The sequence below is a fragment of the Methanosarcina spelaei genome (genome assembly GCF_002287235.1).
GTDB lineage: Archaea > Halobacteriota > Methanosarcinia > Methanosarcinales > Methanosarcinaceae > Methanosarcina > Methanosarcina spelaei.
Genome location: NZ_LMVP01000515.1, coordinates 1 through 20780, shown reverse-complemented (window position 1 = coordinate 20780; position 20780 = coordinate 1). Strand labels below are relative to the sequence as shown.

Here is a 20780-nt window from a genome sequence, read left to right as displayed (position 1 = left end):
GTTTGCTCAATTCTCAATAATACAGGCTGTATAATACACAATTTTACTTCGGCTGAATAATTAAGGTTATTTATCATGTAATTAATTCTAAACTAAATTACTTATATTTTTCTAAATTATGCCAAGTTAAGGAACTATTGGCGTATGAATAGATATTAGAAATCAATTTTTCATATAGACATTCAGACTTTAAGTTTATGCAACAAAAGATGATGAAAATAAATTTGAAAACAAGAAAATAAACAAATATGCTCAAATATTTATGAAATATACCGCTAGTGTTTTTGCCATATTCGTACAACGTCGTGGCTCATTATAGACTATATAATGAAAATTAGGAGAGTGGTATTATACTAAAATCATCCGGTTGCCGACTTACATTATGTACATTGGAAACCTAGTTCCTACTGCTGTGGTAGGATATATGATTTAAAAATAGAGATATCAAAACTAAAAATAGAAATTAAATGCGCAATGAGCAGGAGAAAGGTGTTTTTCTGGAAGATACCTTTAAAGAAGCGATTGTTATATTAAATCGGAAATTTTAAGAGCTAATTTGATTACCTATTATTTTATCAATAAACTTTCAATTAAATATTTATTCTTAATGAAATAATCTACCTCATGTGTAACATTTTTTATTATATCTTCTGGGGTGACAATTTGTCCCAGTTGTTTCATAGTCATAAGACCTGCCGCATAATTTGCCAAAAATACACTCTCTGGCAGTGAATTATTACACAACATACTTGTGATAAAATAAGCATCAAAAATTGTTCCACAACCAACATCTGATGCATCATCATTTTCACCATAAGGTTTTACATGGTGACGTGATTTTCCTTTGTCAAAAAAATATGCCCCGTCACTATCCATTTTAATTACAAATTCACTGATCTGAGGATATTCATCGAGAGAAGCTTGTACTGGTAATTCGGTTTTAAGTCCTTCTTTACATTCTTTTCTATTTGGAATTATTGCTTCAATATCACACTTTTTAAATTTATCCCATTCATACTTAGGGTCAACGTAAACTTTAATATTATTTTCAACCGCAGTTGTGGAAATATATTCAATAATATCCTCAGTTATCGTTCCTTTTTCGTAATCATCAATAACAATGCAACTTATTGTAGATTTGTTTATTCCTGAATTATCTTGTAGTTTATGTTCCTCAATTATTGAATCAAATGCCTTAATGATTTTGTCCTTAAGTAAATTTTGTTCTTCTCTCATTATTTTTATATCTTCTCTGTCAAATCTTATGGCTTTATCGCCTTTTTCAGTAATACTTTCATCAAAAAAATATATTTTCGTTGTTGTAATTGTTTTATCTCCAATCACAGGAAGAAACTTAATCTTTTTATTAATATCATTTTCATTTTTTAGAATTGTACCATCATAACCTCGTTTGCCATCACAGATCTCTTTGAGAATATGACCTTCACAATCACTTCCTATCGTTCCGATCATAATCACATTTTCAACCATTGGCAAAAAAGCATAACCCAGATAACCTACTCCTCCAAGAGTATTTGTTTCAGATTCTTTATTTTTGAGCATATAAATATTATTTGTTACTGTGTTATGGCGTCCGACTGCTAAATCAGTTGCTGGTAACCCTCTAAAAGCACGGTCTAACATTATGTCGCCAATAACTAAAACATTCAGTTCGTGACTTTTAAATTCTTTGCAAATTCTAGAAAGAACTGCACGACCATAAATAATGATGGCATCATCATTGCTTTTAATAAGTTTGCAAGCCTCTGAAGACTGCTTTTCAGCTTCTTCATATTCACGATTTTTAAAATTATTTTTAGCATCATCTGTTAACTTGATATATTTTTTTCTCACTAATTCTTTATCTTGCAGTATTTCCACATCCCTTGAGGTTTTATTACCCGAGATTGTAAAGATTGTACTTAATTTAGGATATTCTTCTATTTTAATTTAAAGTTTAAAAAATATAATAATTATAATTCCATGTTTCTAAATTCCATGTTTCTAAAATCTGCATATAGTCTTATTTTCAAAAATTTATTAGCAGAACACTATTGAAAAAGTTCCCTGAGATAATACAAATTAGTCTTTATTTCAGCAACAGATCTCTTTAGAGAGTTTTACGTATATTTTACAGAAACTTTAAACTCTCTCTAAGTAAAACTCCCAGATAGTCAATAAGGGCAGTATGGTCTTCGAAAATAAGGTCGGCACATTGAAATTCTTCGTAGTCAAGTATTGTTGTAACTGCAACACAATAGAGTCCTTCTCTGTTAGTAGCAGAGATGCCCATAGGTGAATTCTTTGCATAATATATTCTTTCGTAATCATATCGAATGTTTCAAACGTTTTTATGTAGGGTTCTGGGTTATGTTTTCCACTTTCGAAGTCATCATCAATAATGATAATCTCAAAACATTTCAGGGAATACTTTCTAGAATTTTTTATTACACAATGACTACATAATGGCTAGATACTGAGACAGTAACGAACTTTAGATTTTGTCTTAATCCTTTGAAATAATCCTAAATGCCTTTAAAAGGTATTATTATGCTCAAAGTCTAATGCTCCACGTTTCATAATAATTTTGTTGACTTGGTATATTAAATCCTAATTTAAAATTTATCTACTTTTGAAGGTTAATCAAATTTGAGATTATATGAACAAATAGAAAAATATATTTGGAATATGTCTAAATTATATCATATGTATATATTAAGACACAGAATTCAATTTAAAAAATAATAATTTTATACATATATCCCAAAAATTTAAAAAATAATATTAACTAAGTTATTTTTTTATCTAATTTATTTATCTAAATATATGTTTATTATAAATTACTATATTAGTTTTAATATGTATATATCATTTATTGTAAATTATTAATATAGATTTAAAATATGTATTGTTCATTATTTATTTTAATAATGGTATAAAAAATAGACATCAATGGGCATAAATATTTTTTATAGTAAATAAAAGGCAGTGTAAATAAAATGAAAAGATTAAGCGATGACCAAAAGAAAGACTTGGGAAATATTATTGTAAGTGCCGCTGTTGCTGGAATCGGTTTTTCCATTAGTGGACCACTGGGCGTTGAAATTATTAAAAACATTGGCATTAACTTGGCTAGTAATAAAGTGCAAAATTTCTTTGTAAAACTCCGAGAACATTGGCTGTCCAAAGATGGTACACAAAACAGTGATATCCAGCAAGCTTTAAGCTGTGCTACTATTGAAGCTTTAGAAGATCTTGAGAAAATATACATTCAAAGGGTTAATGACGATAAGGAGTCAATCCAAAAGAACTTTGAAGATTTAAACAAGTACGTGAAGGAAGAATTTCTAGTTTTAGTACAAGAAGAGGTTAATGAGAAAGATGTAAAACAATACCTTTCTGAAAGTACGGAAAAAGCAACAAAACAAATAGTAGAGCGTATAAGCTATACGAGCTTCTTAGGTAACCATACTGAATCTTTCAGTGATTTTTTTACTAAATACTATTTCTCTTATTTACAACTCAGGTTTTACGAGCTGCTGAATAAAGATGAAGAGGAGTATAACAGATCTTGGCGTGTTTTCCAAAGACTGCTACTAGAAGGAATAATGGAAGATTTGCAAAATGTTCGAGCAGATCAGACTATTATTCTAGATGGTCAGGAATCTATTCAGAATTCACTGAAAAAGCTAGATGAAATTAGAGGAATATTAAAACATCCGACTGACCCCCGCATGCAAAATGAACCTTTTGAGAATGTTCTGAAAAATACAATTAGAGAAAGTCAGGAATCAATTCAGAATGCACTGGAAAAAATAGCAAATGATACAGCTTCTACTAGAGAAGATGTAGAAGCAATTCGTGCAAATGTTGAGGCAAATTTTTATTTTCTCGATAAGGCAATAAGCCGTTTTTGTGATTTATGTACACAATATAGGAGAAAAGACAAAAAAGTATTAATTGTTGGCGATGTCATGCTTGACCACAAAATGGTGGGTAGCAGTGCAAAATATAGTAACGTTCAGAAGCACCAAATAGTCAAAAAAGGAGAGGGAGAGGTATATATGGTTTACCGAGACCTTAAAACACTAGGTGGTGCAGCGGATGTAGCTATGGCATTTTCTCTCATATCCAGTGTAACTTTGATAGGTATTATTGGTTCGGATTCAGAAGGAAAGGCTTTATTAAACTTATGCCAAGGCCATATAACTTTTGACCCAATCGAAGCACCTGAGGTAATAACAACAAAGAAAATTTATCTTCATCGTTCGACTGAAGGACCAGATTTACAAGTCATAAGATTTGATAGGGAAGACTCTGAATCAATGACAAATTACTGCCAGAGGAAAAATGTCCAAGAAACTATAATTAATAAAATCAACGCTATTGACAATCTAGATTGTATTGTTATAAAAGACCACCAGAAAGGAATGATCTCAAAAAATCTTGTAAAAGAAATATCAAAGGTCGCATTGAATAAGAAAATACCTTTGTATGTAGATCCAAAATATGATTGGAAAATATTTGGAGATGTTGATATTGAAGCTATCTTGCCTAATATGAAAGAGGCGGCTTCGGGTATATTTGATATGAAAACCAAAGAAGATGAAATTCTTGAAAGGGATAACAAATGCAAATTTAAGTATGAATATGAATACTCCAACTTGGTAGAAAAATACCCTGTTTGTAAAAACTTTATAATTAAAGCTGCTAGTAAAGGTGCGGTTATATTAACCCACGATCCAAAGGACAAAATAAAAGTAATCGAGCCTTTATTGGTAGGAGACGAGCTCAATACAGATGTAGGGTGTGGCGATGTTTTTGATGCTTTTGCAATAATTGGAATGTTGAACAAACATACCCTGGAAGAATCTGTATTATTTGCAAATTTCGTAGCAGGGCTAAAAGCTAAAAAATCATTAGGAGAACATATATCTCTTGACGATATTGAAACAGAACTGGAAAAGGATTCGTTTAGTAACTATGTTTCGAGAAATTCTAAGCTCATGGATGAAATATTGAAGAATTTTAGAACACATAGAATTCAATATCAATACCAGTAAGCATTCATTTTATAGAATTCAACTTTCAATCATAACGGTAATTGAGTTTAATTTTGCATCAGTGCATGAATATAATTGACATATAAAAGTACTAAGATTTACGCGGTTGCCTGCTTTGCAGGCAACTTTTAAATTACCTTTTTTCTAATGCATAGATTGGATTTTTATGAATTGATTAACAGCATCTCATTAATAATCTACTTGTTGCAAACTGTCTAATTGCTGTTATTGTATTAAAAAAATATATTATGTACTTACAGAAAAATGTTTCGACCGCTTAAGTCCAGCTTTTATGCACGACATTACTCATAATCATTAGATAGCTTTTCCAAACACTTTTACAACAGACTTTAGTTCTTCCATCAAATTGCCAAATTGTTGAAATGTTAAGGATTCTTCTCCATCAGATAGTGCACATTCTGGACATGGATGAACTTCTACCATCAAACCATCAGCGCCAGCTGCAATACTTGCTTTGGACATCGGATTTATTAGAGACCTTTTTCCAGTAGCATGACTAGGATCTACAATTACTGGCAAATGTGTTAACTCTCTTAGTAAAGGTACTACACTCAAATCGAGTGTGTTTCGTAGCGCAGTTTCAAATGTACGAATTCCTCTTTCACAAAGTATGACATCGGGATTGCCTTGACTTAAAATATACTCAGCTGATAAAAGCCACTCTTTAACTGTGGCAGACATCCCACGTTTTAACAGCACTGGCTTATCTGATTTACCGACTTCATCTAATAACTGATAGTTTTGCATATTCCGTGTGCCAATTTGAAGTACATCAGCATATTCAGCTACGAGTTTAACATCAGTTGGAGTCATTACTTCTGTAACAATCTTTAATCCTGTCTCATCTTTTGCCTCAGCTAATATCTTTAACCCTTCCTCTTTTAATCCTCTAAACGAATATGGAGAGGTTCTTGGTTTGAATGCTCCTCCTCGTAAAAAATCTGTTCCAATTGATTTAAGAAAATGAGCTTCTTCGATTAAGCTTTCTTGGTTTTCAACAGCACATGGACCTGCTATCATTATTATTTTATTCCCACCCACCTTAACTCCGTCGACGTCTACAATAGTCTTTTCATTCTGGAATTCTTTACTCGCAAGCTTATATGGAGTTTTAATTATCTGTGATTCAATATACTCTGGTATATCTGTTACATTACCATTGCACACAATAATTCTGCATCCTTTATAGTTAACCACATAATTTTCAATATTGTCAGCACTTAATTTTGATTCCATTTCATGAATCTGTTCGGAAGTGCAATCTCTTTTAAATTTTAGTATCATATAATACCCCATAAATTTCCGTTAATTTAACTGCGTTTGTTTCTATTATTCTCTACCGTTTGACAATCGTAGCCATAAAGATTCAAATTTATAACGAACCTTAACATATTCAGTATTTAATTAATTTTTGTATTTTTTCAACAATGCCTATTACATTTACATGTACCTTTTTTAGAGTCTTTTCAAAAGAGTAAAATCAGGATTTATTAAAATATATAATAAATGTTGAGGAAAATCGGTGCAATTTGTCATGATTTCTCACTTAGCCGAAAACACATGAATGTTCTTTTTGATTTTCTGCCGTTGCAGTTGCTAATTGCACGAACTTCTCAATCGTGTCTTTATAACATCAAATATAAAACTCTTAAAATTAAAAGACCTTAATAAGAATTCAATTTTCTTTTTCAACACCCAGGGAACCTGCATAACATATGACAAACGTACTGACTCTAACACCAGGAACATTTCTTCAGAGTAGTTTTGATAAAGTCGGCGATGGCCGTAAATACGAAGAAATAGAGCTCAAAACAACAGGAACGAAGACAACATTTACTGCCAAAATTCCTATTCAGCTACATCCTGGCACGACCATAACCGGAGATGAAAAAGCAATCATCCAGCTAATACCATATGCTTCGACGTGCCTCTGGAAGCCACAGGTGCCGATTTTCAGTTTCTCTGGAGAAAATTATCTGTTTGAAGGGTTCACATTTGATGGGCTGGCTGATAAGCAGAGTGTGCTTCACGGGAAAGGTTACCATAATCTATTTGGAGGAAGCAGGGCTTCAAACGTCAAAATCCGGAACGTGAAAATTCAAAATTCAATAGGTGATGGTGTCAGGATTTTAGACTCCAGAGATGTAACCTTTTCTGAAAACAAAATATACGGCGTCGGGCATGATGGTTTTTATTGTGAAAGATGTGTTGACGTAGAAGCTTCAGGAAATGAGATCTATACAAGGATCAATTCAGGCCTGCGCTCTAAAGGTTCCAGGAATGTGATTTTCCAGGACAATATAATAAAGAGCACTGCGAAGTATAAACCTCGTACAGGCCCAGGAATTCAGGTTGAAAACTCCAGGGCAAACGAAACTACATCGAATGTCCAGATACTCAATAATGTTATTGATGGTGAGTAGTGTTTCAATGATGGGTACAAGGTTTCCTAGTACCACATATGGCTCGCGGTGATATCTATGGGTAGTTGGTATTAGGCGTGGGTGTAAGGGGTCCAAGACCTGTCGCATGGCTTGGGCAGTACATGTGGGTAGGCTGTCTTATTCTTTACGTGTAAAGACTGAATGAAACTTTAGGTATATCTTCATAGTTTTTCCTAAAGCTGGTTTCATTGTCAGGTCTTTCAAGTAGGTTATATATTGTCCTAAATTGTTATAAGTTATTTATTCTTGAAAGTATTTTACCTTCAATAATTTGCACAATAACAGACGCGACATTGATGTTTATGTCAAATGGCGATTCTTATACGGTTAAAGACGCTCTTGATTATCTGTCAAAGATTGAGATAAATAATCTCCATATGACTTATCACTTTAATATAAGAGCAGATGAACGTAAGAGTGATATATACCCAGATGCAAATGGAGTAGTAAATATTATCCTCAATGATACTCCATGTGGTATACTCAAACAATCAGAAGAAAAATTTAAATTAATCTATAATCTCAACGATGATGATGATTTTGTGGTTATTATAAGCATAAAGAATTCGGATCCAGTTAGAATTAATTTAATAAGTTGCTTCCCTGATGAAGCCAAAAAGCGGAGGAGAGAAGATGTCTAGGGGGATTGAACTTAGTAAATATGACTATGACTTGGAAAACGATAGTGCTTTCTTTTATGGTACTGGTAAAAAGTACAAGAAATCTATGGATTTAGATGGTATAATACTTGATATGAGCGAAGACGATTACGTAATGGCTATTGAGATACTAGATGCATCAAAAAAATTTAACGTTTTAAAAGCAGATTTACAAAACTTGAAAAGTTTTGATGCCGATATTGAAATTCATAAAGAAACTATCAAAATAGCTATGAAAATTACTATAGTTAAAAGAAACAACTCAATTAGTAAATGTATGGAAGCAGTTGGGTTAAATAGTATGAACCTTCCGATCAGCAATCAAGAAATTGCATTATGTTGCTAATTTTACTTCTTTTTTAACCCAAAGTTGTGGGCACAAGTTCTTGAAAAACATATGCACAAGATTCTCTCTACAAATCCTTTAAAATATTCTTTTTGATTTTCCGCCATTGCGATTGCCAGTTGTATAAACTTCTCAATCGTGTCCTGAATGGGAACATTTACTACCTTAAATAATTCGGTTTCTTTATCCAGATATGTAAATGAGGTATCAATGGACTCATATAACACAACTTCACCATCAAGAAAACGATACCGAAATTCCTCGATCTCATTTGCGCATTTCGTAACAGCAAATATAAACGCCATCCTCCAGTCGAGATCTCTGGTAGCACCTGAGAATTTTGAAACACCTTTTTTCCTTCCCATCTATTTTTTATGATGAAAAAAGATTGTCTCTGCACATGTGACCAGAAATCATAAGTATCCATAGATATTAATAAGTTATTAACTAATATCTGTTTCTTACACAATCATTACAGACTTACGGAAGTGAATAAATGGCAGAGGCATTAAATTCTGATAAGGTAAGACCTTCTCCAACTCTCAATACTATCATAATGGTAGAAGATACTATACAAAACTCTCCAAATAGTGTCATAACGATTCCGGAACTCAAAAAAGCACTTCCACGCCAGGTAAACCATAACACTTTAATGATTATTTTGGAATATCTTGAGAAAAGTAATAAAATAGTTGTAGGGTTAAGAGGGATAACGTGGATTCACAACACAAACAAGAATTTAAGAAATGTTGCGGTTTACGGACGTGAGCTCTAAAGTGTGAATAAGCTATGAAGCGTGTAAGTGTAAGATTAACTCCTGAAGCTGAGAAAATATATGAATCTCTTATAAGTAAGGCTTCGCACTCAAAGCAGGAGGAGACAATTCTTAATGCTTTTCATCAGAAAATAGAGTTAATAAAAAACGATGTTCATTATGGAAATCCAGTTGCTAAAAGATTAATCCTTCCGAATATAAAACTAAATATGAAGTAAAGAACCTGTTTAGAGTAGAACTTCCCGGTTTCTGGAGAATGCTTTACACACTTACAGCTGGTAATCCGGATATTGACACTCTCGTAATAGTGATCGATATAATTGATCATAAAAAATACGATAAAGTATTTGGTTACAAGAGGTAAATTTTTCCTTCACTTTTCCTTTGCCTTTACTTTTTCCTTGAATCTAACATCCGTGTACTAAATATGCGTAAACGTTATCCACGGCAGGGTATAGAATTTGTATTATCCATGGTATCGTGAAAATGGGAATCAAATGTAAAAAATTCTAAAAAGCCACAGACTCTTTCCTTGATAGCTACTGATGCCGATTTTAAGCATGGAAAAGTATTGAAATTTAAAAAATATAATTGTCTACTATAAAAAACAGATTAAGAGTCAAAGCATTAACATACTCCAAAACATTAAAAAAGGCATTATCAAGTCTATGAGGTCTCTGAACCATTTCAGCTACAGTCGAGCCTATAATTTTTTATATCCCTCTATCCCTCTTATAGACCTGATAGTACCGCTAATGCCACATTTAATTATTCAATAGTTACAAAAGCCACGGATCATTTTCGGGTTCAATGCATGGATCACCATTAGTATCAATCTCCCTGCACGAATCTTTTTTCATTGTAGGTTGATTTAACTCAGGATGTTTATTGTTTGCTTCATAATTGGCTTTTCTTGAAGTACGCGCTGGCAAATTTAAGTCAACGGTTGATATATCTATTTCCAATGCTTTTGCAACACCTTCACCATATACGGGATCTGCCTGATAGCAATTGTAAATATGCCTGTGCTTGATTTGGAGAGTAGAATCTCCCATATTTCTGGCAGTATTTTCAAACAAAACCTGTTGCTGATCAGGAGTCATAGCTCTGAATAACTCTCCTGGCTGGGTGTAATAATCACTGTCATCTTCTCTGAAATCATACCTCCAGATATCTGTTGAACCTGTTTTTTCAACTGGAAGTGCGTATTGAGGTTGATCGTTCCAATTTCCATAGCTATTGGGTTCATAATGCAGTTGACTTCCTCTATTGCCATCAACTCTCATCTGTCCATCTCTATGGAAGCTATGATAGTTTTTAACACCCTGAGGAGAATTCACAGGTATTTGATGGTGATTTACACCTAATCTATACCTCTGTGCATCTCCATAAGAGAACAAACGTCCCTGTAACATACGGTCCGGGGAAAAACTAATTCCAGGGACTACGTTAGCTGGTGAAAAAGCAGCCTGTTCCACGTCTGCAAAATAGTTTTCAGGATTCTTGTTTAATTCAAATTCACCCACAGGTATCAATGGAAAATCCTTTTTATGCCACATTTTAGTTAGGTCAAAGGGATTATTCTTCATAGAATTGGCCTGTTCCTCTGTCATAACCTGTATATACATTTTCCATTTTGGAAACTTGCCTTTTTCAATAGCTTCGTAAAGGTCTCTTTGATGACTTTCACGGTCCATTCCGACAACTTTTGCAGCTTCCTGGTCTGTGAGGGTTCTTATACCCTGTTGTGACCTCAAATAGAACTTTACCCATACACGTTCATTATTTTTGTTTATTAAACTGTAGGCATGGCTACTAAATCCATGCATGTGCCTGTAAGAAGAAGGTATTCCACGATCACCCATAATAATAGTTACCTGTAGCAGAGCTTCCGGTAAAGATGTCCAGAAATCCCAATTGGTATTTGGGCTACGCATATTGGTACGTGGATCACGTTTAATAGCGTGGTTTAGATCAGGAAACTTTAAAGGGTCTCTAAAAAAGAATACAGGCGTATTATTCCCTACCATGTCCCAGTTTCCTTCTTCAGTGTAAAACTTCAAAGCAAAACCGCGGATATCACGCTCTGCATCAGCCGCTCCACGCTCACCAGCTACAGTAGAAAAGCGTGCAAACATTTTGGTTTGTTTTCCGATTTCAGAAAATATGGCTGCTTTAGTGTAATTGGTTATATCATGAGTTACAGTAAATGTCCCAAATGCTCCTGAGCCTTTTGCATGCATTCTGCGTTCTGGAATTACTTCCCTGTCAAAATGTGCTAATTTTTCCAAAAACCAGATCTCTTGAAGCATAAGGGGTCCGCGTCTACCGCTTGTCATGCTATCCTGATTGCTTTCCACCGGAGCTCCTGCTACTGTAGTTAATTCAGTATTATCCCCCACTGTTTGATTTCTGCTTGGAAGCGGCTGACCTAATTGATTTTTATCCATTGGATTCTTACAGTTGTCGCCTTTCATAAGATACCCTCAACTATGTGTCTCATGTAACTTTTTTATGTTAACGTTAAGACCTTATCAAGTCCATTAGAAAAAAATCATTTCTAGCAGAATTTAAGCATGTAAATCATTTCTTCCCCGAAGACCTGACAAGAACTCAAAACCTTTTCCCCTGTAAAGGCAAATGTTTTTAGTATTTTTTACTTTTCTAAGATATAATTTAAACCTTATATTATCTCTGGTTAACATTTATTGCTATATCTTTTTCCAGCGCCAATGTCATTATTTTTCAAGGTACCTTCATCTTGTAATTTTAATATTTTATGCACAGGAGTTACTGTGAAACCTAATATTCTGAGGACATAACTTTAAAAAAAGTAAAAATTAGTGAACTATTGGTCATCCATTATGCTCATTTACACTTTATCCAGGTATTTCTGCAGCTTATCCGCAAGTTTGCCAATATGAATACCATCAACAAATGCATGATGAACCTGGACTGAAAACGGCATCATAAACTTACCTTCTCTTTCCTGATATTTTCCCCAATCAAACATGGGCTGCGCTTTTTCCCTGTTTCCGAAACCCGTGTGCGAAATATGCGTAAATGTTATCCACGGCAGGGCAGAAAATTGATATACATCATTTTCTACAGGTCCCGTAAAATGTTCTTTTTGATTTTCTGCCGTTACGATTGCCAGTTGTACAAACTTTTCAATCGTATCCTGCATGATTCATTATCGTTTTCTCTTCCTATCATTTGAATGATTCTGAAATCAAAATATTTAAAACATGGCAACTTCTGCCTAAAAATTTAGAAAAAAGAAAATAGTTTCTGTATATAGTCTCTTTGTTAATGTATCATTCCTCTAAATGCTTTTTTTTGCACAATTACACGTACATGTAAATATAAATTTGTAAATAGTTGAGTTTATTTGGATCAATCATTTAGATAAATATTTCAAACAACTTCATAAGAAAGTATTAATCAATTTTTCAATTACTTCCTGAAAGGATGAAACGCCCCGTAATGAATTAATCGATTTTTTATTTTTGCCTTTTAAACGGCTCAACCGAATACTTTCACTTTCCTGCTGACCTGCATGAATTTTTCTGAAGCCAAAATTCTGGCCGTCCCCGGCTACATGGTTGATATTCGGGGATCAGACTTCCCGGCGCGGCTAATGATTTCATTTTTATCTACTGTACGCAGGCGGGTTCAAGCGGAGCGCGGCGAGTGGAAAGAAAGAACGAGAAATGCAATTGCGGGCATTCAGGAATAATAAAAACTAATTAAACAGGGAGCGTCTGGAATTAAACCCAAAGGAAAATTGTCTCCATCACCGGCTGGAACCTCAAAATCCTATTTGATAATTCGGCGCGGCTTTGAGTCAATATAGTTCTAGGGTCCGGTTTTTGACTTCATGGGAGAGTTGGTTAAATATTAAGTTAATTCCGAAGAAGCATGGAAATAAAGTCGTGGTGGAAGTTCTGGCAACAGAGTAAAAGTCTGTATTCTATTCACTATAGGTCCCTAAAAAGATGGTAAAAAAGGCATTTAAGGCTTTTAAATTGGAGAAGAAGGAATCCAGTTATTACTGGAAGTAATTATCGGGCAGCCTGTTCAGGTTGGGGTGGCCGCACGCAATTTGATTTTAGCATAAATCTCCCACCCGTAGTCAACGACCTCTGTCCATTGGTCCGAAGGCATCGGAAGGGTACATTTTGACATCGTAGTGGCACGAACTACTGGCCGTCGTTCTTATTTTCGTGCCTGGGTTTTTGCAGGAGCAGTTCATTGCTCCTGCCGATGCCAATCGATCAATGGTTAGTTATAATGCAATGCACAGACGAACGGTGTCTAACAGTTTTTGTGCCTGGGTTTATGGCCTTTTCTGGAGGGGTTGTTCATCCTATTTACCGGCTTTGGCAATCTTATTTCCGGTCTTTCAATTACAATCTTCTTCAGAGCAGGTAGTGCCTGTTCCTTAATATCTACATCATTGTCTTTCAGCACACTCATGAAATTAGCATGGTCATTTTTGGAAAGGATATTTATCGCTTTTCCTTCTGTTCCTGCTCGTGCAGTCCTTCCAATCCTGTGAATATACTGTTTACTTTCCCTAGGAATATCATAATTGTAAACATGGGAAACACCCTGTATATCAAGTCCTCTTCCGGCTACATCTGTGCATACAAGGACACATATGTTCCCGGAATGGAATTTTTCCATTATGCGAGTTCGTTCGTTCTGTGTCAATCCTCCATGAATTGCCACGGCATTGATACTTGATTTTCTCAGGTTTTTTGCGACCTTTTCAGTGTTTCTTTTTGTGTTGCAGAAAACCATCCCGAGGTTTGACTTCTCATTTTGTAGAAGGTACACAAGCAGAGATAATTTCATGTCATCCTGTACTTTATAAACGACCTGATTCAATTTTTGCGGGTCGATATAAGACTCTGCTGATACTCGAACCGGGTTTTCCATGTACTTGCGGGAAAGCTGGACAATATCTTTTGTAATGGTCGCAGAGAACAAAAGGGTCTGCCTTTTTTGAGGACATTCCTTGATAATTTTTTCTACATCCACTTTGAATCCCAGATCAAACATATGGTCTGCCTCATCAATGACAAGGGTTTTCATATTATTGAGTTTGATGGTATTTCTGCTGATATGATCGAGTAGCCTACCGGGTGTCCCCACAACAACCTCGGCATTCTTTAATTCTTTAATTTGTGGATTGATCCCTACACCGCCATAGATAGATGCGATATTTAACGGGTCGTATTTTGAGAATTTCCTGAAAGAATTTGCCACCTGCTCCGCCAGTTCTCTTGTAGGGGTCAGGATCAAAGCCTGAATTCCTTTTCCTTTTTCGGAATTTTGTAATATGCCGGAAGCAAATGCGAGTGTTTTTCCGGAACCTGTTGCGGCTCCGGCTATAACATCTTCCCCAGCAAGTATTAGGGGAATTGATTTTTCCTGTACTGCTGTAGGGCTTTCAAAGCCATGATCATCTATTGATTTCAAAACAGCATTACTGAGACCTAGTTTTTTAAAATTATTCATAGTTATACTTTCCGTGATTTTTCTGAAAAAGCTACTTAATTGCTTTTTCATATTCATATATTTAAGACATATTAAAAACAATTAAGAGCTATAAGCACAACTTTAGAAAAGTTAAGATTAATTTACTGCTTAAAAGTTAGTAATCGCTTATAACGGTGAACTTTCCCTTATACCTTTGCCTATTTTGATGATGTGATTACCCAGCATTCATTGTTCTTCCAAAGGTTCCGTTTGTAATAGTGTGCCGCTTCATGCAAGAGCCGTTTCTGGTTTGTTTGCGCGCCACCACGTCCAATATACCGCATAACACTGCAAGGCTCACTCATCTATCATTAGATAATATCTATAATTAGATAATATCTATATCCTGTATCGCTTCTGGCTTATATGGAAGATTCTCATAATGCCAATGGACAAATATGAGATGGCACTCACAAAAAACAAATAAATAATTCTGTCAATACAGAAACAATAGCTGCAATACTGATGGGAACTCTCACCATGGTATACATGCCTATCATCACAATTTCTTTAAACCCAAATACTCCCGGAGTAGGGACCACAGAGATAATCCAGAGTATAAGGGACAGGGACACCAGCTGGAGGATGGAAATATCATATCCAATACTGGGAAAGAGGATGTATGATTTGGAATAAATGAATGAGTACATGAGCACTGCGAGGCACACATTCTTTGTAAGGGACTTTTTATCCTTCAGAATTGAGGTGTAGGTTTTTTTGAACTCCGTAAGGTTGGGTAGTCCACCAGTAGTCGATTGACAATTATTCCAAATTAATCGAAATCCAGTTTCTGCTCTTTCTGTTCCCACATTTTTGGCGCCCCACATTTTTGGCGCTACTGTGTTCATCCTGCTGTACGAGCAAATAAACGCACGCAAAAGCCATGCTGAAGAGAACGTTATGAAAACATCAATCACGTATTAGTGAACGACCAAAATTTTCAAAAGGATGTAAATTTGGGTGGAAATAGGTTGCGATACCTGCAAAAATGAGTTAATTTGACAATGTCAAGTTAAAAGGCAGAAGGCTTCGAATTAGCCTTCTTTATATTATTCTCTCTCACTGATTAAATAATAAACAACTGGCTGAGAATGGGAGGCTGTTAGAGCCTGGGAGCAAGCTCCCCACGGAGAAGGGCATTTGTTATAGATTTCAGTGAAATTTAATGAAGATTGAATATATATAGACAGGCAGAGTACATAATATAAGAGGTTTTAATATGTCAAAAATCATAAAAACCGGCATGAGTGATGAGCAGAAAGCCAGGCGGCACAAATTCGACCCCAAATGGGTAGACCCGGACGGCATGACTTACGAAGAATATCAGGCTGCAATGAATAAGATGTGGCCCAGAATGGCAGAACCGGACAGGAAAGGCATAGACCTGCACCCGGACGATCCCAGACGGCGGTTTATAGCGACCAGCGAGGGTGTAATCTTCAGTCAAGCGTCCCCCTTAACCGAAGAAGACAGGCTCGAATCGGACCGGTTTTGGGACAGCATAGCCCTTGCCAGGGACCAGTCCGGGTACCGTGACCCCCAAGAAGAAGAAGCACTGAAAAAATTATAAGATAGACGATACAAAATTTAAGTGCGAGGGTGGGATTCTAAACTCCTTATCCTTCAATCAAACTACGACATGTAAGGCAAAGTCCTCTTTTATTCATAGTTTTAATTCATTTGTATTCGGTTAAGGATTTTGAGCTGCTGATCTCGATTTCGACGGAAAAACTCAAACCCAAATGTTTAGTGTTTAAATTGAAATCGATATCAGATTCCAGTTTTGCATTTGATGAATAATTTAATAAATTTTATGAAAATCAATGCAATTGATAACGATTTTTCCTTAACCGATGACCAATGAGTTTTAATTGAGTGTCCGTAACATGCTTCTCTTTGTAGGGAAATTGCTTTTCAAAATCCTCCAGCTCCTCATTTTCTATTTTAAAAACCTCGTCCTCATAAAATTTTCCAGAAATGCCCCTCAAGCTACCATCATAGAGTTCTAATGCCATAAATGCATCAAAATTATCGCCCCAGGATGTCTGGATATCATATTCTTTAGCATTGACAAAACCAAAACGATGATAATAGTCAGGGTTTCCAAAAATAATAATACCCTTATATCCCAGCTGCCTTGCCCTTTCGATAGAATGATTCATTAATAAAGAACCGATCCCCTGCTTTTGATATGATGGCGATACTGTTAATGGACCCATACATAAAACTTCGAATTCTTTACTTTCTTCATTCAGGATCTTAGCTCTTGAATAAATAATATTGCCGACGATTGTATCCTTATCATATGCAACAAAATCCAATTCTTTTACAAATGCAGGTACTTTTCTTATTTTATGCACTACAAGATGTTCATCACATCCTGGTTTGTATAAATCCCAGAATGCTTCTCTTGCCATGTATTCTACACTTTTGAAGTCCTTTTCTTCTTCTAATCTGATAGAAATGTTCATTGTCGTTTACTCCTCACTTCTAAAATAAATCCGTCTATGCAATGACTGAAAATAAAATTACACCACTTTCGCATAAAATTTAAAATCTTTTACTGTATTTGTTTGCATTTGGCTTTCTGAGATAATCCCATAGTGCAACTTAAGGAGATCTTCCCAGATCTCAGCCTACATTCGTTTCCCTGAAACTAAATTTTTTTCTGTGAAACTAAATTTTTATTTCCATGTTTATAATTTTTACAACAGAACCGGAAAAACTATAGGTGTGGCCTACTAGTGAGTAAGTCCTATCTAGTATAATCATTTAGAAACATCAGTCTATGGAGATGGAAGCATGCTGGAAAGCCGAATTATAGCTGCACAATCTGATGACAAATATATAGAAAGGATGCGCTTTGAAGGCGAAATGATTTCGGACATCGATATCGCAAGGATAGAATTTGAATCAGTACAATTTATAGAATGCCAGTTCAACAAATGTGATTTTTCAAAAGCCAGCTTTTACAATTCGGTATTTGATAACTGCAATTTTGCAAATTGCATTTTTATGGACAGCTACTGGAAAGACTCCAAAATATTAACGTGCAAGGGCGATGGCAGCAACTTCAGCAAGAGCCACATGAAAGAAACCTCTTTAGCGGATGGTTCCTTTCGATATGCAGATTTTTCAAGTTCTGTATTGGAGAACTGCACCATTCGTGACTGCAATTTCACGGAAGCCTTCTTATCCGAGATTCGGTTAAAGAAGCCCATGCTGAAAGCAGTTAATTTCACTGAAACGGATTTCTTTAAAACCTCACTCAAAGACATCGACTTATCGGATTGTATCATTGACGGGATCACAGTATCCGATACACGCAACGAACTCAGAGGAGCTACAGTTAATGCCGGGCAAGCAATAGAACTCGCTGCGTGGATTCTGGGAATCAAAATTGTGTAAGGTATTGGCTCACTCACATATTTCTTACATGCAGATGTTTTTCTGTTAAACCTACGTATTCTGAAAACATAACTTCAAGAAAAGTAAAAATTAGTGAACTATTGGTCATCCATTATGCTTATTTACACTTCATTCAAATATCTCTGCAACTTATCCGCAAGTCTACCAATATGAATACCATCAACAAATGCATGATGAACCTGGACTGCAAACGGCATCATTAATTTGCCTTCTCTTTCCTTATATTTTCCCCAATCAAATATGGGCTGTGCTTTTTCCCTGTCTCCGAAATCCGTGTGCGAGATATGCGTAAACGTTATCCACGGCAGGGCCGAGAATTGATATACATCGTTTTCTACAGGCCCTGTAAAATGTTCTTTTTGATTTTCCGCCATTGTGGTTGCCAGTTGTACAAATTTCTCTATCGTATCCTGCATGGGAACATTTACTACCTTAAATAATTCCGTTTCTTTATCCAGATATGTAAATGAAGTATCAATGGACTCATATAACACAACTTCGCCATCAAGAAAACGATACCGAAATTCCTCGATTTCATCTGCGCATTTCGTAACGGCAAATATAAACGCCATCGTAAATGACCAGTTATTTTCTTTAACGCTCTTTTTAAAATTCGTCACATCAAGTTCAAAACTCACACAATATTGAGGCTGCACTGCATTTCTGTATATTTGGCAATACTCTTTTCTTTTCCAGGTTTCAAAATTTATTATCTGGTATCTGTTTCCCATGTTTACCCTTCATTCAGTATAATCCACATTACAATATATATCTTTTTTAATTTCACGATCAGGCAGAGGTCTGTTAATAGAATATATAATGGCACAACATAGATCGTTCAATCATACAAAAAGAAAGTGTTCACAAATGGCAAAATCTATTGAACTCGGGATTGTTCTTAAAGGAGAAGATGCAGAGAGGTTTTTTGAATATAATGAAAATCCGAAGTTTTAGACGAATGAATAGCAATGTTCATTGAAGGCGAGGAAATTATGAGCAAAACAGAAGAAAAGTTTCTTGCAATACCTTCTCGCGTGGTTCCAGTTTGCATCACCTGAAGGAGTATGCGAGCGGTCTTCTTAAAAAAGAACTATGAAAAAGAGATTATTCAAATGTTAACATATAAAGATATAGATTGTGGAAAACATGCCTGAAAGGGCTCTGTGTAGTTGACGGTTTTTTTCCCTCTGAACAACTTTGGATCTTACCGAAAATTTATCCCAGACCCTGTAGACTACACAGTACTGATTTTACTCTCCCTTTACTTCTATTCCTCCGCCTTTTGCTTCTCTTAATCTTTGATTTGATGCTCTCAGTTCATCCCTGATTTCCATGAGAATTTTTTCTATAGTATCAAGCCTTTTGTTTATGTCTTCGTGTGTTGTATTGTCTCCCATATTATATAGATAGATTAATAATAATTAAATGCTATGCATCGTAAAGTTTCTAAGTATATCAACAGGATATACTCAGTAAGAAGCCATCTTGAAATTAAATCATTTATAATTAGTGTGCGACTTTGCGATCAAATAGATATTCTCCTCAACGCCCGAATGCCCACATAGTGGGCAGATATCGGGCGGTCACTATCAAAAAAGAAGAATCTACTGGAGCTTAAAAACGCTTGCAAGCTGTACATGTCGGTAACAACCTAAAAGTCATTAATTTATCTGCTTAAATCTCGGAAAATCTATTAATAAATCTTGAGCAAGTTTTCCATTATCTTGATGTAAGAATGGATTCGAGTTTTCAGACAATCTCTAAGAGCTATTTATGCAGGGAAGTTTTTTGAAAAAATAAAAATCCTGGCAGCAGAAGAATTCCCAGAACCGTAATCGAAGGATTTTATGGGTTCGAACTCCACTCCTCAAACTAAATAACGGGATAATATGGATCTCAAATTTTTGTGCGTTACTGCAACAATCAGCAATACTGATTTATTAGAACAGGATGTTACAAGTTCGTAATATAAAGTTTAATCTGAATAAAAATAGAATTCTTTGCACGTATTTGTATAGGATTTCCGCACAGTTGTTTTTTCTGAAGTTTCCTTCTATAAAAATTCTGTTATTTATATCTTCTCTTTTTCCTATGAGGGTGCAGTTAATCTAACATTTTTCATGTTTGCTGTTAATCTTTCTGGCACGCTTTTCGAAAAACCAATCGAAAAATACTTATATAAATTTTAATCAATCGCACATTTTATGACACAAAATATATATAATCCCACCACACGGGGAAAATATTTATATATATGTAAGGGGTAATGAGCTTCCGTTATCCGGCAAGTGAATAACTAATTCCTGACCGGCCAAACGTGAAAACAAAAAGAAGTGATAAATGGGATGGCAAATCAAGAGATATTTGACAAGCTACGCGACGCAATCGTAAATCAGAACGTTGCAGGCATTGCGCAATTAACCCAGGAAGCCCTTGACGCGGGAATTCCGGCGCTTGATATTATTACGAAGGGCCTTTCCGTTGGAATGAAAATTG

Annotated in this window: 20 protein-coding genes; 9 read left to right on the top strand and 11 right to left on the bottom strand. The window is 35.2% G+C overall.

The window, feature by feature from the left end:
* Nucleotides 1-567: 567 nt before the first annotated feature.
* Both ASJ81_RS17665 and ASJ81_RS22965 read right to left on the bottom strand, forming a co-directional pair.
* Nucleotides 568-1881 carry a PfkB family carbohydrate kinase gene (locus ASJ81_RS17665; RefSeq protein ID WP_095645493.1) on the bottom strand — a complete coding sequence of 438 codons (1314 nt, stop codon included), beginning with the start codon at nt 1879-1881 and terminating at the stop codon, nt 568-570.
* Between the two features lie 250 nt (nt 1882-2131).
* On the bottom strand, nt 2132-2293 hold the full coding sequence (locus ASJ81_RS22965; RefSeq protein ID WP_170943384.1) for a hypothetical protein: 162 nt from the start codon (nt 2291-2293) through the stop codon (nt 2132-2134).
* Nucleotides 2294-2999: 706 nt separating this feature from the next.
* Between ASJ81_RS22965 and ASJ81_RS17660 the strand changes: the two genes are divergently transcribed.
* Nucleotides 3000-5063, top strand: coding sequence for a PfkB family carbohydrate kinase (locus ASJ81_RS17660; RefSeq protein WP_095645492.1), 2064 nt, complete (start codon nt 3000-3002; stop codon nt 5061-5063).
* Nucleotides 5064-5378: 315 nt separating this feature from the next.
* Here ASJ81_RS17660 and aroF read toward each other — a convergent pair whose 3' ends face one another.
* On the bottom strand, nt 5379-6368 hold the full coding sequence (aroF, locus tag ASJ81_RS17655; protein WP_095645491.1) for a 3-deoxy-7-phosphoheptulonate synthase: 990 nt from the start codon (nt 6366-6368) through the stop codon (nt 5379-5381).
* 431 nt (nt 6369-6799) lie between these two features.
* Here aroF and ASJ81_RS17650 point away from each other — a divergent pair, with 431 nt between their 5' ends.
* The 3 genes from ASJ81_RS17650 to ASJ81_RS17640 all read left to right on the top strand — a co-directional run bounded on the left by ASJ81_RS17650 (nt 6800) and on the right by ASJ81_RS17640 (nt 8533).
* Nucleotides 6800-7507 (top strand): right-handed parallel beta-helix repeat-containing protein, encoded by a 708-nt coding sequence (locus tag ASJ81_RS17650; protein WP_095645490.1) that lies wholly within the window; start codon nt 6800-6802, stop codon nt 7505-7507.
* Between the two features lie 323 nt (nt 7508-7830).
* Nucleotides 7831-8169, top strand: coding sequence for a hypothetical protein (locus ASJ81_RS17645; RefSeq protein WP_141241797.1), 339 nt, complete (start codon nt 7831-7833; stop codon nt 8167-8169).
* Nucleotides 8162-8533: a DUF2283 domain-containing protein gene (locus ASJ81_RS17640; RefSeq protein ID WP_095645488.1), complete on the top strand. Its 372-nt coding sequence runs from the start codon at nt 8162-8164 to the stop codon at nt 8531-8533. Before ASJ81_RS17645 ends, ASJ81_RS17640 begins: the two co-directional genes overlap by 8 nt.
* A 2-nt stretch (nt 8534-8535) precedes the next feature.
* On the opposite strand, the gene ASJ81_RS17635 is transcribed toward ASJ81_RS17640, so the two are convergent.
* A complete protein-coding gene (locus ASJ81_RS17635) occupies nt 8536-8898 on the bottom strand; it encodes a CatA-like O-acetyltransferase (RefSeq protein ID WP_095645487.1) in 363 nt (120 codons plus the stop codon).
* 131 nt (nt 8899-9029) lie between these two features.
* On the opposite strand from ASJ81_RS17635, the gene ASJ81_RS17630 reads away from it, so the two are divergent.
* Both ASJ81_RS17630 and ASJ81_RS23925 read left to right on the top strand, forming a co-directional pair.
* Nucleotides 9030-9308 carry a hypothetical protein gene (locus tag ASJ81_RS17630; protein WP_095645486.1) on the top strand — a complete coding sequence of 93 codons (279 nt, stop codon included), beginning with the start codon at nt 9030-9032 and terminating at the stop codon, nt 9306-9308.
* Between the two features lie 14 nt (nt 9309-9322).
* On the top strand, nt 9323-9526 hold the full coding sequence (locus tag ASJ81_RS23925; RefSeq protein ID WP_245860261.1) for a hypothetical protein: 204 nt from the start codon (nt 9323-9325) through the stop codon (nt 9524-9526).
* 561 nt (nt 9527-10087) lie between these two features.
* Here ASJ81_RS23925 and ASJ81_RS17620 read toward each other — a convergent pair.
* The 4 genes from ASJ81_RS17620 to ASJ81_RS17605 all read right to left on the bottom strand — a co-directional run bounded on the left by ASJ81_RS17620 (nt 10088) and on the right by ASJ81_RS17605 (nt 15664).
* On the bottom strand, nt 10088-11785 hold the full coding sequence (locus ASJ81_RS17620) for a catalase (protein ID WP_095645485.1): 1698 nt from the start codon (nt 11783-11785) through the stop codon (nt 10088-10090).
* Between the two features lie 395 nt (nt 11786-12180).
* On the bottom strand, nt 12181-12495 hold the full coding sequence (locus tag ASJ81_RS17615; RefSeq protein WP_245860259.1) for a CatA-like O-acetyltransferase: 315 nt from the start codon (nt 12493-12495) through the stop codon (nt 12181-12183).
* Nucleotides 12496-13625: 1130 nt separating this feature from the next.
* Nucleotides 13626-14834, bottom strand: a complete 1209-nt coding sequence (locus ASJ81_RS17610) for a DEAD/DEAH box helicase (protein ID WP_245860257.1) — start codon at nt 14832-14834, stop codon at nt 13626-13628.
* Between the two features lie 431 nt (nt 14835-15265).
* Nucleotides 15266-15664 carry a flippase-like domain-containing protein gene (locus ASJ81_RS17605; protein WP_170943383.1) on the bottom strand — a complete coding sequence of 133 codons (399 nt, stop codon included), beginning with the start codon at nt 15662-15664 and terminating at the stop codon, nt 15266-15268.
* Between the two features lie 410 nt (nt 15665-16074).
* On the opposite strand from ASJ81_RS17605, the gene ASJ81_RS17600 reads away from it, so the two are divergent.
* On the top strand, nt 16075-16425 hold the full coding sequence (locus ASJ81_RS17600; RefSeq protein ID WP_095645483.1) for a hypothetical protein: 351 nt from the start codon (nt 16075-16077) through the stop codon (nt 16423-16425).
* A 250-nt stretch (nt 16426-16675) separates the two neighbouring features.
* Here ASJ81_RS17600 and ASJ81_RS17595 read toward each other — a convergent pair whose 3' ends face one another.
* Nucleotides 16676-17326: a GNAT family N-acetyltransferase gene (locus tag ASJ81_RS17595; RefSeq protein ID WP_095645482.1), complete on the bottom strand. Its 651-nt coding sequence runs from the start codon at nt 17324-17326 to the stop codon at nt 16676-16678.
* A gap of 331 nt (nt 17327-17657) precedes the next feature.
* Here ASJ81_RS17595 and ASJ81_RS17590 point away from each other — a divergent pair, with 331 nt between their 5' ends.
* Nucleotides 17658-18263: a pentapeptide repeat-containing protein gene (locus ASJ81_RS17590; protein WP_095645481.1), complete on the top strand. Its 606-nt coding sequence runs from the start codon at nt 17658-17660 to the stop codon at nt 18261-18263.
* Nucleotides 18264-18385: 122 nt separating this feature from the next.
* Here the strand turns inward: ASJ81_RS17590 and ASJ81_RS17585 are convergent, their stop codons facing one another.
* Both ASJ81_RS17585 and ASJ81_RS22960 read right to left on the bottom strand, forming a co-directional pair.
* On the bottom strand, nt 18386-19015 hold the full coding sequence (locus ASJ81_RS17585) for a chloramphenicol acetyltransferase (protein ID WP_095645480.1): 630 nt from the start codon (nt 19013-19015) through the stop codon (nt 18386-18388).
* A gap of 519 nt (nt 19016-19534) precedes the next feature.
* Nucleotides 19535-19681: a hypothetical protein gene (locus ASJ81_RS22960; RefSeq protein WP_170943382.1), complete on the bottom strand. Its 147-nt coding sequence runs from the start codon at nt 19679-19681 to the stop codon at nt 19535-19537.
* Between the two features lie 948 nt (nt 19682-20629).
* Here ASJ81_RS22960 and ASJ81_RS17580 point away from each other — a divergent pair.
* The coding region (locus ASJ81_RS17580) for a B12-binding domain-containing protein (RefSeq protein ID WP_170943386.1) at nt 20630-20780 on the top strand (151 nt) is incomplete at its 3' end.